This window comes from Streptomyces sp. NPDC029152 (assembly GCF_055564355.1).
The window spans coordinates 1-15,365 of sequence record NZ_JBVHWR010000035.1; the positions used below are offsets into that span (position 1 = coordinate 1).

Sequence of the window (15,365 nt, forward strand, 5' to 3'; positions counted from 1 at the left end):
GGCTCAAGCCGGGCCCACTGGCCATTCGTCAGATCCCCACGTCCCACAGGACGTGATCATCAACGAACAAGATCCACTTTCGCAACAGACCCTAGTCGAGGAGGCCGGTGAGGGTGGTGTGGCCGCGCTGGCGGGTGAAGGTGGCGGCGGGGGTGAGGAGTTTGATGGCGTGCTTCCAGACCGGGTCGTGCCGGGTGATCAGTCCGGTGGGCGGGACGTCGACGGCCAGGCGGGGCAGGCTGGTGTAGCCGCGGGCGGTGAAGAAGTGCTTTTTGTTGTGTTCGTGGCTCAGGGTCAGGGCGCGGTATCCGGCGTTGCGGAAGTCGGTTTCGATGCGGTGCAGGAGGCGGCTGGCGATGCCCTGGCCTCGGTGGTCGGGGTGGACGGCGAGGGTGTCGATGTTGCTGGCCCGGCGGGTGAGGGTGTCGCGGGTGCGGGCGGGGAGCTGCGGGTTGAGCATCCACAGGGGCGGGCCGACGTGGACGGCGGCGACCGGGGTGTTGTCGGGGGTGGTGGCGAACAGGAAGTGGTTGAGTCCGTGGGTGAACGGTCCGCCGTTTTGGACGTGCAGGGCGGTGTTGATGGTGTTCTTCAGGGCGGGGAGCTGGTCGGCGGGCAGGTGCAGGTCGACCAGGAGGGTGAGGGCGAAGTAGGTGTCGAGTTCGTCGGCGTGTACGGGGCGGATCGTGATGTCGGGCGTGCGGGTGTGGGTGGTCACGAGGGGGTGCCTTTCGGTCCGGGAGAAGTGAAAGGAAGGGGCCGGATCCCGCATCCCGGCGGGCGGGGGCAGGGGGGTTCGGCGGTGGCAGGACCGTGGCGTGGCGGGGGGTTAGCGACGCAACCGGCTCGTCGACGAAACGGAAGAAGGGGGGCCCGCGCGCGGGCGGGGGTGTGCCTGGCGGGGGCGGTGTGCGGGTGGCGGTGTGCCCCGGGGGGGCGGGGTCTGGTGCTGGCGTACTGTTCGTGATCATGTTCGAGTGGTGGGACGTGAGGCCGGACGTTGAGCGGCTTCGGTGGGCGCTGGATCCGTTGGTGGCTGTAGGGCCTTTGCGTTTCGGGATGAGTCCTGCTGCGGTGTCCGGGGCGGTGCGGGCCTGCACGTCGGAGTCTCAGCGCTCCACGGTGGAGGATGGTGCGGACGGTGCCGTGTCCAAGGTCGTGGCGGGTGATTTTCCGGTGCTCGGCGTGCGTGTGTACTACCGGCGTCAGCAGCTGGCGGGGGTGGTGGTCGACGCCTTGCGCGGGCCGCAAGTGGTGGCGGACGGCAGGCCGTTGGTGGGGCGGGTGCCTTCGGAGGTGGAACGGTGGATGCTCGGCCGGGCCGAGGCACGCGAGCCCCGCTCGGAGCTGGTCTATATGGACGCGGGTGTGCCGGGTTCTGAGTCGTTGGGTGTGGTGGTCGATGTGCAGCGGGCGGGTGATCATCTGTTGACGCGGCCGGTGTTCGTGCCGCGTGAGGCGATGGACGACCTTCCGCACTGGCTGCCCCGTGAGGCGTGGTCCGCGTGCTGAACACCGGCTGACCTGGCTGGAGCCGGAGGTGAGCGGGCCGGGCCGGGGCGGCGGTTTCCGAAAGGGGCGTCTGCTGCGCGTGCTGGACGCTGTGCGGGTGGGCGGCTCGCTGCTGGGCGGCGGCCCGGCCGGTGCCACACCCGGGGGAGGCACCGGCCCCGCACCGTCGGAAGGGACCGGGGACGTCTGTCCCCCCCGGGGGGGGTGCGGGTCGGTCCCGCGCCCCGGGGGTGGGCGCGGGGCCGGTCGGCGGCGATGCGGGGCCGGGCCGGGGGGTGGTGGGTCAGGTGGGCAGGCGGCCGAGGGACGCGGTGAGCGCGAGGCAGGTCAGGGCGCAGAGCGCGGCCAGCGTGGCGGCGGTCTTGATGCGGGTGTTGCGGCGCTGGGCGGGTGGGCGGGTGTGGGACATCATCGGCAGGGCCTTTCCAGGGGGCTGGGGAGTGTGTCGGCCCCGCGCTCGTGGGGGCGGGCGCGGGGCCTGGGGAACTGGGCCAGGGGCGGGTCGGCTGGGTGGGGCCGGGGCCTGCCGGGTGCTGCCCGCCCGGCCCGGGCGGGCCCCGGGCGGGCCTGGGGGTCAGTGGCGGCTGGAGGCGCGGGTGCCGGCCAGGGGCGTCAGGTGGGTAGGCTCGGGGACGGGCGAGAAGCCGGTGCGGTCGACACTGAGGTGGATGATCCAGTGGTCGGGGCCGGTGACCTTGATGACGTCGCCGACGGAAACGGAGCGGATGTCGGCGGGCCACCTCTGGCCGGTGTGGTCCGCACTCTGGCGGTTGCCGACCTCGAAGGCTGCATCGGCTGCGGTCTCGGGGTCGCGGATGCGGTCGCTGGCGCGGAAGACCAGGCGCAGGGGGCTGCCGTCGGGGTGGGTGGCGGCGGCGAGCAGGTGGTGGGGCTGGTAGCCGGCGAAGCTGTGGGGGGCGGTGTTCATGTAGACGGTGGCGGTGTACACGCCCGGCCCGTCCACGGCAGCAGTCGGGGCGGGGGTGGTGATGCGGGCGGTGACGGTGCGGGGGCGCATCGCGGTGGTCGTCACGGTCGGGTCTCCCATCGGCAGGGGGGCTGTTGACGGGAGAGAGGGTGCGGGGGCGCAGAGCAAGCCGGGCAACCCCCAGCCGGGCACACACCAGAGCGGCGGCGCGGCGGCGCGGAGCGGCGGGGCGCGGGGCGGCGCGGCGGGGCAGGGCCGGGGCGCTCCGGGCACTGCGGGGCGGGGCGGTGACGGCGGGTGGCCCCGCGCCCGGGACAGGGTGTCCAGAGCGCGGGGCCGGGGCCGGGCGGTGTGCGTGGCCGTGGTCAGGCGGTGGGACGGCCGTTGTCGAAGCAGGCACCTGGCGGCAGGTCCCAGCCGGGCAGGAGACCAGCCACCACCGGGCCCGGCGCGCCGGGCATCTGCCGCACCTGCACATCGGGGTGCAGGGGCTTGACGGCGGCCATGTACGGCGGGGGCTGGGTCAGCCCCATACCGGCGTGGGGCATGGCGATCGTGACGTGCTGGGCGGTGGTGTAGCCCAGTCGCCGGTAGAAACCGGCGAGTTCGGGTGTGTGCAGGAGGGTGGCCAGTCGGTACCCGGTGTGGCGGGCGCGGTCCTCTGCCTCGGTGAGCAGCACGCGGGCGATGCCCTGCCGGCGGCGGTGGGGTGTGACGGCCAGACCGTAGATGCAGAGGGCGGTGCGGCTGAGCAGAGCGGACAGGTCCGGCTCGCTCTGGACCAGGGGGTGCTCGGAGGTCCAATCCGGGAACATCCGGATGCTGACCAACACGGCCATGGACCAGGACTCGCCCCTGTCCTGCCTGCTGGTCGGCCAGCCGACCCTGCGACGGACCATGAAACTCGCTGTCCTGGCCGCCCTCGAACAACGGACCGCCTTGCGTTACACGATGCCCGGCATGACCTCCACCGAGACCGCCAGCTACATCAAGCACCATCTCGGCCTGGCCGGCCGCAGCGACCAGCTGTTCACCGACGACGCGGTCACGCTGATCCACACCACCTCGCGCGGCTTCCCCCGGGCGGTCAACAACCTCTGCCTGCAATCCCTCGTCGCCACGTTCGCCGCCGGCAAATCCCTCGTCGACGAGAAAGCCGCGCAGTCCGCCGTCACCGAAGTCCTCGACTGAACTTCCACCCCTCGAAAGTCGATGTCGGTGGCGCCGGATAGCTTGCATCCCACGATGCACAGCGCTGGAGGAGACATGCCATCTGCAACAACTGTTCTCGCCACACTCACGGCGGTGATGTCGCCACAAGACGGCACCGATGAGCAGGTGGACTGGGATGCGATGCGACGGGCTTGGGGAGTCGCTTTCCCCTCCGACTACATCGCCTTCATGAGCACATACGGAGCTGGAGGCATCGACGACGCGCTGAGCGTCCTCACGCCCGAAGCGAGCACAGAGCCGCCGGACGGCCCCGGATTCGGAAGCATGGCCGGCGAGACGATCATCATGCGGCAGATATGGGAGTCCGAAGGAGGGCCGGACGGGGTTGTTGCCGGCCCTGCCCACGTCCTTGCATGGGGTGTCAGCTGCGGAGCCGACATCCTCGGCTGGCTCACCGTCGACGACGACCCCAACAAGTGGCCCGTGATCGTCTGGGAACGGCACGGCTGGCCCCACTGGAAGGTCTACGACTGCGGAATGACGGAGTTCCTCCGGCGTCTGTTCAGCAAGGGCTTCGACGAGTGCCCGCTCAGCGACGCCTCCCTTTGGGGAGAGTCCACTCCGCATTTCCTCCACTGGCGCGAGGAACAACGACGCTGGGAGTCCGGCATCGATCCCTACACAGGTGAACCCAACCCATACTGCGGTATGGAGTTCGACTGAGCCCTCCCGACACCTTGCCGACGACCGCGACACCTCGCCGACAATCGCCCCGCTGGGACCACTCCAGCGGGGCGATCCTGGGCGGATTCAACCGGTCGTCGCAACACCTTGATCACGGAGGTGTCGTATGGGAAGACCACCGGGTTGGATGACGACGTTGACGGGGCGTCCGGCGATGCGTTCGCCGGGCCGGCCTCCGGTCCGTCGGGATGTGGAGCGGGCGTTCTGGGTGAAGATTGCTGAGGGGGTGGGCAGCGAGGACGCGGCGGTCTCGTGCGGCGTATCCCCGGTGGTGGGCTCGCGGTGGTTCCGTGAGCGTGGCGGCATGCCGCCGATCCAGCTCAGCCCGCTCTCGGGCCGGTACCTGTCCTTCACCGAACGCGAAGAGATCGCGCTGCTCGACGCCCAGGGCGAAGGCGTGCGCGAGATCGCGCGCCGGCTGGGCAGAGACCCGTCGACCGTCTCACGGGAACTGCGGCGCAACGTGGCCACGCGTGGCGGGCAGCTCAGCTACCGGGCTTCGATCGCGCAGTGGAAGGCGGAGCTGATGGCGCGGCGTCCGAAGACGCCGAAACTGGTCGCCAACGAGCGGCTGCGCGACTACGTGCAGGAACGGCTCGCCGGTGAGGTCTGCCGTCCGGACGGAACACCGGTCGCGGGGCCGCAGGCATCACGGTGGAAGGGACGCAACAAGCCCCGGCGTCAGGACCGCCGGTGGGCGCTGTCGTGGAGTCCCGAGCAGATCGCGAACCGGCTCAGGGCCGACTTCCCCGATGATGAGTCCATGCGCATCTCGCACGAGGCGATCTACCAGGCCCTCTACATCCAGGGGCGCGGGGCGCTCAAACGCGAGCTGGTCGCCTGCCTGCGCACGGGGCGGGCGCTGCGGGTTCCCCGGGCCCGTTCCCGGCGGCGGGCGAGTGGGCACGTCACACCCGAGGTGATGATCACCCAGCGGCCGGCCGAGGCCGAGGACCGCGCGGTTCCGGGGCACTGGGAAGGCGACCTCATCATCGGCACCGGCAAGTCCGCGATCGGCACGCTGGTGGAGCGCACGACCAGGTTCACCATGCTGCTGCACCTGCCCCGGATGGAAGGCTTCGGCGTCGAGCCCCGGACGAAGAACGGACCGGCGCTGGCCGGCCTGGGCGCCGAGGCCGTCAGGGACGCGATCGCCGCCACGATCACCACGCTGCCCGAGCAGTTGCGCCGCTCGCTGACCTGGGACCGCGGCAAGGAGCTAGCCCAGCATGCCCAACTCCGCATCGACACAGGGCTGCAGGTCTACTTCGCTGACCCGCACAGTCCCTGGCAGCGAGGCACGAACGAGAACACCAACGGACTGCTGCGGCAGTACTTCCCCAAGGGCACCGACCTGTCCCGATGGGACCCCGACGACCTTCAGGCTGTCGCTCACGCCCTCAACAGCAGACCCCGCAAGACCCTCGGCTGGAAGACACCCGCGGAAGCCCTCAACGAACACTTACTATCGACTCAAGACCCCGGTGTTGCGACGACCGGTTGAGTCCGGGCTGTCTTCCACCATCGGCACCTTCAGCGCCGGACTCGTCGGCATTTTCAGCGTCGCCCAACAGGTGGATCCCGTGCTGTCCGAGCCGGAGGGGGGTGCGTGCACTGGGTGCGGACTCTCGGCGGGGTTGCGGCACGGTCTTCTCCTGTGCTTGCTGACGTCTGAGAGCGGACAGCGCACGCGGGCGTGTCCGTGGACAACGTCGGCGGCCCCACGCCGTCGGACATCCCGTCGAGCCCGGGGGGCGGCACGGGGTGGTGGGGCGGGGCGCTCGGTGAGCATGAACTGGTCGGTGCTGCCGGGCATGGTCAGGGTGCGCTCGAGCACGGTGACGCCTCTTCCAGGGGTCGCGGGCGGTGACGGCGCGCGCGCCGGGACAGCGGAGCGGCGGTGTCGGCGGGCGGCCCCGCGCCCGGGACAGGGTGTCCAGAGCGCGGGGCCGGGGCCGGGCGGGCCCTGACCCCGGATCTTGGACACCGGAGAGACTTGGATCTTGATGGTCCAGGAGAACGGAGTCCCTGTGGGGATGAAGCACTACCCCGCCGAGTTCAAGGCCGACGCGGTCCCGCTGTACCAGTCGCGTCCGGGAGCGACGATCAAGTCGGTCGCCGCCGACCTCGGAGTGAACACCGAGACGCTGCGGAACTGGATCCGGGCCGCCGACGGGCGCCGCTCCGGTGCCCACTCCGCCCCCGCGACGACACCGCAGCCCGGCGGTGACGTGGTCCAGGCGGAGCTGGCCGCGGCGCGGAAGAGGATCCGAGAGCTGGAGGAGGAGCGGGATATTCTTCGCAAGGCGGCCCGGTATTTCGCCGGGGAGACGCGCTGGTGAACCGCTGCCAGTTCGTTGAAGATCACCAGCGCCGGTTCGGCGTCAAGCGGCTCTGCGACATCCTGGGCATCGCCCGCTCAAGTTTCTACTACTGGCGCCGCACCGCTCCCGCCAGGGCGGCCCGCCAGGCCGCCGACGAACGGCTCGCCGCCCGGATACGCAAAGCCCATCAGGACTCCGACGGCACCTACGGTGCCCCGAGGATCACCGCCGAACTTCGAGACGGGGACGGGCCGGTGGTCAACCACAAGCGCATCGCCCGGATCATGCGGACCATCGGGATCGAGGGAGTCCGCCTGCGGCGCCGGCACCGCACCACCGTCCCGGACCCGGCCGCAGCGAAGGCCCCGGACCTGATCGGCCGGGACTTCACTGCCGAGGCCCCGAACACGAAGTACGTCGGCGACATCACCTACCTGCCCATCGGCGGCGGGAAGTTCTGCTACCTCGCAACCGTCATCGATCTCTGCTCCAGGCGTCTGGCCGGCTGGGCGATCGCCGACCACATGGGCACCGAACTCGTCACCGACGCCCTCGCCGCCGCGATCCGGACCCGCGGCAGTCTCACCGGAGCCGTGATGCACACCGATCACGGGGCCCAGTACACGAGTCGGGCATTCGCCGAAGCCTGCAGGTCAGCGGGGGTGCGGCAGAGCATGAGCGCGGTCGGATCCAGCGCCGACAACGCAGCGGCCGAGTCATTCAACGCGACCCTCAAAAGAGAGACGCTGAAGGGGCGAAAGGGCTGGCCAAACGAGCGCGAGGCCCGACTCGACGCCTTCCGCTGGCTGTCGCGCTACAACACCCGACGCCGGCATTCCCGTCTCGGACAGCGATCCCCGATCGCCTACGAGAACACCTTCCACTCAACATCAACTACCCTGCCACGAGCCGCATAGACATGTGCAAGATCCGGGGTCAAGGCCCCGGCGTGTTGATGCCCGTTTCCTGGAGTTCCCCATGCCTTCGAGTTCCGCCGTGCCGCAACCGCGCCTTCACGTGCTGTGCGTGTCAGCCCTGACGCTGGCCCTCGGTCTTTGGGGGATCACCCGCGAGAACAGCATGTGGCGTGATGAGGCGGCGACGTGGGCGGCGGTCCACCGGACCGTGCCCCAGCTCAAGGACATGCTGGGGCAGATCGACGTCGTTCACGGTCTCTACTACCTGTTCATGCACGGCGTCTTCCAGGTCTTCGGAGACAGTCTCTACACGCTACGCCTGCCTTCCGTCGTAGCCACCACGTGCACCGCTGCGGTGATCGTCCTCCTGGGGTCTCGCCTGGCCGGCCGATATGCGGGACTTGCGGCCGGTCTGTCCTTCGCGCTCATCCCCGCCGTTCAGCAGTACGCTCAAGAGGGACGCCCGTATGCACTGGTCATGCTCTGCGTGGCCCTGGCCACTTGGCTGCTCGTCGTGTCGATTGACGATCCGACCCCAGGCCGTTGGACGGCGTACGGCGCCGTTGCGCTGGCAGCGGCGCTGCTCAACTGGTTCTCGCTGCTGATGCTGACCGCACATGCGGTCACCATCGTCATGGCGAGACCGGCAAGCACCATTGCTCGACGCTGGGCGGTCACCGCGTGCACCGTGCTGCTGTGCGCTTCGCCCCTCATCGTCGCGAGCCAGACGCAATCCCAGCAGATCGCCTGGATACCTCCGGTCAAGCCGAGTACCCTCCTCAGCCTTCTCCTGACCCTGTTCGCAGGGCTGGCGTGCGCAAGGGCTGCTCGATCCGAGACGGCTGACCGCGCTGCTCATGGCCCACAACCGACACTCACCGTCGTCGCCCTGCCGCTCCTCGGCCTTCCGCCGCTCCTTCTCCTGGCGGTGTCATTCGCTCAGCCCGTCTACCAGACTCGCTACGTCCTCTTCAGTTACCTAGGACTCGCGCTGCTCATCGGGGGAGCCTGCCAGGGACTGGCGAAGTGTTTTCGGACATCGCCCCAGCGCATCGGCGCAGCAGTCCTGGTCATCACCTTCGCCGGCCTGCTTCCCGTTCAGATATCGATGCGCAGCGCGAGCAGCCGCATTGATGACGTCCTGTTCACGGCCCACGACGTTGCGGCCGCCCGTGGGTCGGGAGACGCGGTGCTGTACATACCCGCAGCGCGTCGCGACACCGCCCTTGTCTCGCCGACCGCGTTCACCGATACCAGAGACGTTGCCCTGGCCCAAGATCCGTATGCTTCGGGCACCCTGTACGGACGGGAGAAGTCACCGCGGGAGATTGCAGATGTCATGCTGGCCGCGGACCGCATCATCGTTGTCAGCGACGATCAGGTGTCCACCCCCACGACAGACCGCGACCGAGTCAAACGGCAAGTCCTCGCCGACCAGTTCGTTCGATGCACAGAATCAAAAGGTCACGGCCGCAAGGTCACGGTGTACCAACGTCGCTCGTGCGACTCCGCCAGGCACAGGTCTACGACACTCCAGTGATGCCGACAGCAAGCAGACCACTGGCCTTCGACCGTGATCTATTACAAGGCCCGAAACGTAGTCGAACGCTGTTTCGACCTGGCTCAAGCAATTCCGTGCCGTCGTGACCCGCTGCGATAAACTCGCCGTCCGCTACCGGACCGGACTCCACCTCGCGGCACTCATTGAACCGCCCCGGAGTCCCTACCGAACCCGGGACGGTTCACGGCCCTCTCAGCGGCTCAAGTGGCTCGCGTTGCGGAACTGCTCGGGGAGATTGACTTTCCGGCCCTCCTGGCCGCCCTCCCGACAGACGAAGCCGAGGCCGCAACCTTGATCGACAACGGCGCAGACAAGATCGTCGGGGGCCCGAAGAAGTACCTGCTGGGGCACTTCAGCGCCATGCGCGAGTTCTACCGGGGCGCATCCCAACGGCAGCTTCTCGTCGTGCTCTGGTGGGACTGACACAGACCGCCTCATTGTCGGCTTACGTCACCAGCTGGGGAATTACGTGAACTTCCGCCTGAGGAATTACGTGAGCGTCCACACCTGGTGACGCGCCGCGGTTCTTGCCGGGCATCGCTTGCACAAGGGAAAACAGCCATGGCCGCTCCCGTCGCTTCGCACGGGGCGTACGGTGGCAACACGACTGTCAGGAGGTGTGGATGAGCGCGCAATCCGAGGAAGTTCCCGCCCCGCCGGCTCCGGCCGCCGCCGCCCAGCTGCATGCCCAGCTGCGCGACTCTCGTCGTGCCGATACCTGGGTGTCGGCCTTTGAGCGGGACTGGGCCAAGGCCTTGGAGGACTCCCGTCACACCTTCAGCCTTACGCCGCTGCACGACGTCGTCCGCACCTGGCAGCTGCGTCTTGCCGCGGCCCCGGCTGTCGATGCCTACATGGACTCCGGCCGTGATGAGAACGGCTTCGTGGACCTGGACGACGTCCTGGGTGCTCGCCGGTGACCGACCAGTCCTGGACCGTACGCTTGTCGCCGCAGGCTGCGAAGACGCTCACCGCGCTTCCCGAACACGCGAAGGAGACCGTCCGCGATGTCCTCGACATCGCGGTGCGCTCACCATGGGACTGGCCCCAGTGGAACACGGGCGACGCAGAGGGGGAGGATGTCCGCGCCGCTTCCGTCGGTCATCTGTCCGTCGTCTATGTGATCAACCGGCTCACCCGGCACCTGTCCGTTCTGGACGTCGTCTGGATCGGGTAGCCCCCCGGTACAGCCGCCCGGTCCGCGGGTCTTGGGGCAGCCGGGCGTGGTTCTCCCGCTGCGAGTGCTGAACAGGGTTCTCAACCAAACCAAGAAGGCCAAGACCAACCGGCGGGCGGGGAGACCCGTGCTCAAGCCATCCCCGAACCCGTCACCGCCCCAGACACTCACCAGGCCGCCTGAACTGGCTGATCCTCAAAGCGCGGCCGGTGGGCAACTTGCCCGGCAGGCATCGCCAGGCCATGGCCCCTTGCAGGGGGCCGGGTCGATGGGGCCAGCCCCCCGCGTGATGGTGCGGTCGCACCAGTCGCACACCACCGTCGCGCGGGCGCCCGCGCGCTCAAGGACCCCGGCCGCCTCGTCTGCGACTTCGAGCCAGTTGGGTTCCGTGACCGTTACCGGCGCGCTGTCGAGCAGGGCTTTGCTGTTCCAGAGACTGAGACTGGTGATCGTCCGGATCGCACGAACCGCCTCCGCCTTCCGGTCACCTGCCTCTGTCAGCAGCACACGGAAACCTGGCTCTTCCACACACCCTCCCCGGCTACCCCAAGCTATCCCGGTAGTAAGGGCGTGCAGATCATTAACTCGTGGCTTTCCGCTCGGTGGTTCGTTGGTCTGGCATGAGCGGGTTGGAAGGACAACGGGCCGTGCTGGCAGCCAAGTTCGAGGCGATTCTGCCGCATCTCGACGAGCGGCAGCGTCGCCTGCTGATAGGGGCGGAGGCCCAGGCGCTCGGCCACGGCGGGATCAGAGCAGTCGCCCGCGCCGCTGGAGTCCGCGAGGCCACCGTTTCCATCGGAGTGCGGGAACTCGACTCCGGCCAAGCTCCGTTGGGACGCGTCCGCCGGCCCGGTGCCGGTCGCAAACGCGTCGTCGACCAGAACCCAGCCGTTCGGGAGGCACTGCTCACGCTGGTCGAGCCCGACGTCCGCGGGGACCCGATGTCGCCGCTGCGCTGGACCACCAAATCGACCCGCAAGCTCGCCGAACAGTTGACCCGCCAGGGACACCGGATCTGTGCGGACACGGTGGGCGACCTGCTGCGCGAGGAGGGCTTCAGCCTGCAGAGCAACGCCAAGACTTTGGAAGGCAAGCAGCACCCCGACCGGGACGCACAGTTCCACTACCTCAACGAACAGGCCCGCGACCACCAGGACGGCGGGGCTCCGGTGATCAGCGTGGACACGAAGAAGAAGGAACTGGTCGGTCCCTTCAAGAACAACGGCCGTGAATGGGAACCACGGGGCGAACCGGTGCGGGTCGACACCCACGACTTCCCCGACCGTGAGCTGGGCAGAGCGGTGCCCTACGGCATCTACGACGTCGCCGCGAACACCGGCTGGGTCAACGTGGGCACCGACCACGACACCGCCGCGTTCGCCGTCGAATCCATCCGCCGCTGGTGGAACGGAGCCGGACGGGCCACCTACCCGATGGCCGGCCGGCTGTTGATCACCGCCGACGCGGGCGGCTCCAACGGGTATCGCACCCGCACCTGGAAGACCGAACTCGCCCGCTTCGCCGCCGAGGCCGGCCTGGCGATCACCGTTTGTCACCTGCCTCCCGGAACACAATGCCGTTGTTTGACTATTAAACTGTTGTGGTGTGCAGGGTGATGTTCTTGACCGGTACGCGGCGGGCCGGGGCTCGTGGCTGGTCCTTCGGCCGGTAGGAGTAGAGCGAGTTGGGGCGTTTGAGGAACCGGTCCGCTTCCCGCAACCGACGGGCGCCGTTGTCGAGTTTCCGGCGGACCTTCGCGGCCAGCGAGGTCAGGAACTTCCGGATTTTCGTCGGGGTGTCGGTACGTTGGCGGACCACGCTGCGGCGGGCGTGTTTGAGGACTTTGACGAACGAGATGCGGTCCGGGTCGATGCCGTGGCCGTCGGCGAGCCGCATGATGATGCGGTTCAGGCAGTGGTGCACGATCAGGTGTGCCCACACTTCCTGGCGCACCAGTTGCGGGTCGGCCGAGCGCAGGACTTCCTGGCGGCCGCGCTGGAAGGTCTTGATCTGCCGGTAGGCGGATTCCGCTTCCCAGCGCTCGTGATACAAAGCCGCCAATTCCTGTGCGGGGTAGGCATCTTGGTCGAGGAGGTCGGTCAGCAGCCGGACCACCTCGCCGCCGTCGACGCGGTACTCGATCACGCGGACCAGCACACCGCCGGGATGGGCGCCCTTCTGGCCTGCGAGGTTCATCCGGGCCAGGTAGGTGCCGTCGGGCAGGTGCCGCACCGGGCGGCGGGCGACACATGATCGGGCCCGCAGCAGCAGATGGGCGCCGGCACCGGTATACGCCTTCCACAGCTCCACGCCGGGGAAGCCCCGGTCCATGATCACGAGTATTCCGGCGGCCGAGGCGGCCATCGCCGTGGCCGGATCGCGTTCACCGCTGTTGTAGCCGCCCACCCGCGCGTCGATGCAGGCGTGCGTGCCGGTCTCGGTCAGTGTCACGACTCTTACCTGCGGAAAACCTCCCGGCTTGCCGCTGGAGTCCTTCGGTCCGCCGAAGGCCCGCCGGTTGGAACCGTTGTCCGGCGCGTCCAGCAGGAACCCGTCCACCGCCGCCAGGCGCATCCCCCGATAGAAGGAGCCCGCCAGTCCCGCCGGGGCCAGCGGGCCGGCCAGGCGGTGGAAAAGCCGCTCCAGAACCTCCGGCCCCAGTCGTTCCCGGGCCCGGGTGAACGACGCCTTGTGTGGAATGCTCACGCTCAACTCCGGGATGCCGCCCACCACATGCTCGGCAACATCGTCGTAGGAGTCCTGATGGAAGAGCGCCAACCCGAGCGTGAAGTAGACCATGAACCCGGCCGGCAGCGCGCCCGGCCTGCGGTCCCGTCTACGGCACTCCGCCAGGACCTCGCCCACCAGCTCGGGCGTCACCCACTGCGTGACCACTCCCAGCCGCACTCGCTCCGATACTCCAGTCCACGGATGCACACCGAGAACAACGGCCGAACGACCGGCCGGTCACCATAATTCGATGAATCTTCAAACAACGGCATTGTCCCGGAACATCGAAGTGGAACCGGATCGAGCACCGACTGTTCTCCCACATCACCATGAACTGGCGCGGAAGGCCGCTGACCAGCCACGAAGTCATCGTCGAGAGCATCGCGGCGACCACCACCAAAACCGGCCTGACCGTGCACGCCGAACTCGACACCAACTGCTACCCCACCGGCATCCAGGTCAGCGACGATGAGATCGCCGCCCTGCCGATCACCCGGCACCGCTTCCACGGCGACTGGAACTACACCCTCCACCCACAGCACCCGATGGACGCGGCGCCGGTCAACAACACCTCAGACCAGGTGGCGGCAACCAGACCGCCCCGCCTTACGCAGCATGCGCTGCAGGACCCCGAACTGACCGGCATGACCCGCCAACAGCTCAGCGAACTCATCGACGCGCTGACTCCCACGCTGGAGATTCAACGTGAGCACGTGCTCCGCACACGTCGCGGTCACGAGCGCCTGGTAGCCCCCGGTACAGGCGCCAAAGCCAAGCTCACCCCAGCCGAGCGGATCCTGGTCACCGTGCTCCACCTGCGCAAACTCGCCACCATGGACCTCATCGGCCAACTCTTCGGCGTCACCGCCCCGACCATCAGCCGCGCGAAACAGGAAGTGGGCCCGCTCCTGGAAGCAAACGGCCACCACATCGCCACCTCAACCGCCCGTCTCCGCACGCCAGCCGACGTCGCGACCTTCCTCGCTCCCGACTCCACCCAGACCAAGGTCAAAAAGACGAGTTAATGATCTGCACGCCCTAAAGCAACTGCATTGGGCTGTGTCGGCCCCTGGACGCACCGACGCCCCGCCCTCGGCGTGCGAGGAGCGGGGCGTCGATGCTGACGGCCGGCTGTCAGCGGGTCCGGTCGGCCTCGTGCCGGCGGTAGGCGCGCTCGGCGGTCGCCGGGTACTCGTAGAGCCCGACCGGGGAGACCTCGGCGGTGCGGGTGACCACCCCGTACCGGCTCCCGGCGCCGTGGCCGGTGCGGAACGTCCAGGCGACCGGTTCGTCCTCGCCCGGGTGGTGGATCGGCTGGAAGCCGCACGCATCGGCGTGGACCCGGGTCGCGGCCTTGCGGGCGTCGTCCTCGGCGAGGGCGACCCGGACGGTCGGGTCGGCCTTGCGGAGGCAGGCGAGGGCTTCGCCCAACTCGGCGAGGGCGGCGCGCCACTCGGGGTTGGTCGGGTCGGGCTCGGTGCGGACCCGGGCGCCGGCGGCGGTGCTGCGGCGGTGCGCGGCGAGGACGTCGCTGAAGTTGGCCCGCAGGCAGTTCCCGGCGATCCACTCGCTTCCGCCCTCGGCGACGACCCGGGCGGGCTCCCCGGCGACGGCCGGGGCCATGCCCGCGACGATGCGGGTGACGCCGTCGGCGCAGACGATCCGGTCCCCCTTGCGGAAGGGGCCCGCAGCCTCCGTGGCGTCCTCGGCCGGGATGGGCTTCAGCTGCATCATGTGCGCGCCGCGGACGCTGCGAGCGGCCTCGGCCCGGATGGTGTTCAGCACGCCGTCGGTGACCCGGCCGACGGGGGTGACCCATCCGTGTGCGCGCTGGTCGCCCGAGCCGGTCACGAAGGTCCAGCCGATCGGGTCGGCCGAGTGGTCGCCGCTGTACAGCACCGGGTGGAAGTGCCGGGCGTCGGGGTGGACGAGGCGGGCGCGGGCGCGGATCTCGCGGCGGACGGTGTTTCGCAGGGCCTCAGCTCCCTCGTGGTCGGCGGGCTCGCAGGGCTCGGCCTCGGCGCGTTCCTCGTTCGGTCCGGCGGCGTACTCCAGGGGGCCGGTCAGGCGCCAGCCGAACGCGGCGAGGACGTCGGCGGTGTCGTGCATGGGGCGGACGGCGATCAGGGCGACGTCGTCGGCCTGGTCCTGCTCGCGGATGGTGATGCGCAGCTCCCGGTATCCGGGGGCGGCCTGGACGATCGCGGCGGTGGCGAGGTGAGGGCTCATGTCGGGTGTGTCCTCTCGGGTGGGGGCCCGCCCCGGCCGGTCGGCCGGGGCGGAGGAACGAGGGGGAGGG

At 69.2% G+C, this 15,365-nt stretch carries 15 protein-coding genes and 4 pseudogenes; 12 read left to right on the forward strand and 7 right to left on the reverse strand.

Features of this window, described 5'->3' with window-relative positions; all coding sequences use genetic code 11:
- Positions 1-91 precede the first annotated feature (91 nt).
- Entirely contained in the window at positions 92-718 is a 627-nt protein-coding gene (locus ACZ4V6_RS35065; protein WP_467835115.1) for a GNAT family N-acetyltransferase, read from the reverse strand.
- A 428-nt stretch (positions 719-1,146) separates the two neighbouring features.
- Here ACZ4V6_RS35065 and ACZ4V6_RS35070 point away from each other — a divergent pair, with 428 nt between their 5' ends.
- Positions 1,147-1,512: a hypothetical protein gene (locus tag ACZ4V6_RS35070; protein ID WP_467835116.1), complete on the forward strand. Its 366-nt coding sequence runs from the start codon at positions 1,147-1,149 to the stop codon at positions 1,510-1,512.
- Positions 1,513-1,795: 283 nt separating this feature from the next.
- Here the strand turns inward: ACZ4V6_RS35070 and ACZ4V6_RS35075 are convergent, their stop codons facing one another.
- The 3 genes from ACZ4V6_RS35075 to ACZ4V6_RS35085 form a co-directional block, all read right to left on the reverse strand.
- Complete coding sequence (locus ACZ4V6_RS35075; protein WP_467835117.1) at positions 1,796-1,924, reverse strand: hypothetical protein; 129 nt, start codon at positions 1,922-1,924, stop codon at positions 1,796-1,798.
- 162 nt (positions 1,925-2,086) lie between these two features.
- A complete protein-coding gene (locus ACZ4V6_RS35080) occupies positions 2,087-2,545 on the reverse strand; it encodes a hypothetical protein (RefSeq protein WP_467835120.1) in 459 nt (152 codons plus the stop codon).
- A 260-nt stretch (positions 2,546-2,805) separates the two neighbouring features.
- On the reverse strand, positions 2,806-3,255 hold the full coding sequence (locus tag ACZ4V6_RS35085) for a GNAT family N-acetyltransferase (protein WP_467835122.1): 450 nt from the start codon (positions 3,253-3,255) through the stop codon (positions 2,806-2,808).
- Between the two features lie 4 nt (positions 3,256-3,259).
- Between ACZ4V6_RS35085 and ACZ4V6_RS35090 the strand changes: the two genes are divergently transcribed.
- The 9 genes and pseudogenes from ACZ4V6_RS35090 (at position 3,260) to ACZ4V6_RS35130 (ending at position 10,336) form a co-directional block, all read left to right on the forward strand.
- Positions 3,260-3,631 (forward strand): hypothetical protein, encoded by a 372-nt coding sequence (locus tag ACZ4V6_RS35090; protein ID WP_467835124.1) that lies wholly within the window; start codon positions 3,260-3,262, stop codon positions 3,629-3,631.
- Between the two features lie 75 nt (positions 3,632-3,706).
- Positions 3,707-4,336 (forward strand): SMI1/KNR4 family protein, encoded by a 630-nt coding sequence (locus ACZ4V6_RS35095; protein WP_467835126.1) that lies wholly within the window; start codon positions 3,707-3,709, stop codon positions 4,334-4,336.
- Between the two features lie 148 nt (positions 4,337-4,484).
- Entirely contained in the window at positions 4,485-5,861 is a 1,377-nt protein-coding gene (locus ACZ4V6_RS35100) for an IS30 family transposase (RefSeq protein WP_467835128.1), read from the forward strand.
- A 526-nt stretch (positions 5,862-6,387) separates the two neighbouring features.
- Positions 6,388-7,598, forward strand: a protein-coding gene (locus ACZ4V6_RS35105; protein WP_467835131.1) for an IS3 family transposase whose coding sequence is annotated in 2 segments (ribosomal slippage) — positions 6,388-6,685 and positions 6,685-7,598 — 1,212 coding nt in all. Because the reading frame shifts where the segments join, the coding sequence is not laid out codon by codon here.
- Between the two features lie 61 nt (positions 7,599-7,659).
- Entirely contained in the window at positions 7,660-9,138 is a 1,479-nt protein-coding gene (locus ACZ4V6_RS35110) for a glycosyltransferase family 39 protein (protein ID WP_467835132.1), read from the forward strand.
- 14 nt (positions 9,139-9,152) lie between these two features.
- Positions 9,153-9,334: pseudogene (locus ACZ4V6_RS35115) on the forward strand (IS5/IS1182 family transposase); the annotation flags it as partial.
- A 20-nt stretch (positions 9,335-9,354) separates the two neighbouring features.
- Positions 9,355-9,582, forward strand: a pseudogene (locus ACZ4V6_RS35120) (DUF1877 family protein); the annotation flags it as partial.
- A gap of 200 nt (positions 9,583-9,782) precedes the next feature.
- A complete protein-coding gene (locus tag ACZ4V6_RS35125) occupies positions 9,783-10,079 on the forward strand; it encodes a DUF6247 family protein (protein ID WP_467835134.1) in 297 nt (98 codons plus the stop codon).
- On the forward strand, positions 10,076-10,336 hold the full coding sequence (locus tag ACZ4V6_RS35130; RefSeq protein WP_467835137.1) for a hypothetical protein: 261 nt from the start codon (positions 10,076-10,078) through the stop codon (positions 10,334-10,336). The genes ACZ4V6_RS35125 and ACZ4V6_RS35130 overlap by 4 nt, the downstream gene beginning before the upstream one ends.
- 195 nt (positions 10,337-10,531) lie before the next feature.
- Here the strand turns inward: ACZ4V6_RS35130 and ACZ4V6_RS35135 are convergent, their stop codons facing one another.
- Positions 10,532-10,843 carry a ribosomal protein L7/L12 gene (locus tag ACZ4V6_RS35135; RefSeq protein WP_467835138.1) on the reverse strand — a complete coding sequence of 104 codons (312 nt, stop codon included), beginning with the start codon at positions 10,841-10,843 and terminating at the stop codon, positions 10,532-10,534.
- Between the two features lie 113 nt (positions 10,844-10,956).
- Here ACZ4V6_RS35135 and ACZ4V6_RS35140 point away from each other — a divergent pair.
- Positions 10,957-11,907 (forward strand): annotated as a pseudogene (locus tag ACZ4V6_RS35140) (ISAzo13 family transposase); the annotation flags it as partial.
- 19 nt (positions 11,908-11,926) lie between these two features.
- Here ACZ4V6_RS35140 and ACZ4V6_RS35145 read toward each other — a convergent pair.
- Positions 11,927-13,273: an IS4 family transposase gene (locus ACZ4V6_RS35145; protein ID WP_467835140.1), complete on the reverse strand. Its 1,347-nt coding sequence runs from the start codon at positions 13,271-13,273 to the stop codon at positions 11,927-11,929.
- A gap of 68 nt (positions 13,274-13,341) precedes the next feature.
- Between ACZ4V6_RS35145 and ACZ4V6_RS35150 the strand changes: the two are divergent.
- Positions 13,342-14,091: pseudogene (locus tag ACZ4V6_RS35150) on the forward strand (helix-turn-helix domain-containing protein); the annotation flags it as partial.
- 109 nt (positions 14,092-14,200) lie between these two features.
- On the opposite strand, the gene ACZ4V6_RS35155 reads toward ACZ4V6_RS35150, so the two are convergent.
- The gene (locus tag ACZ4V6_RS35155) at positions 14,201-15,295 is read right to left on the reverse strand and encodes a hypothetical protein (protein WP_467835142.1); all 1,095 of its coding nucleotides are present in this window, start codon (positions 15,293-15,295) and stop codon (positions 14,201-14,203) included.
- Between the last annotated feature and the right edge of the window lie 70 nt (positions 15,296-15,365).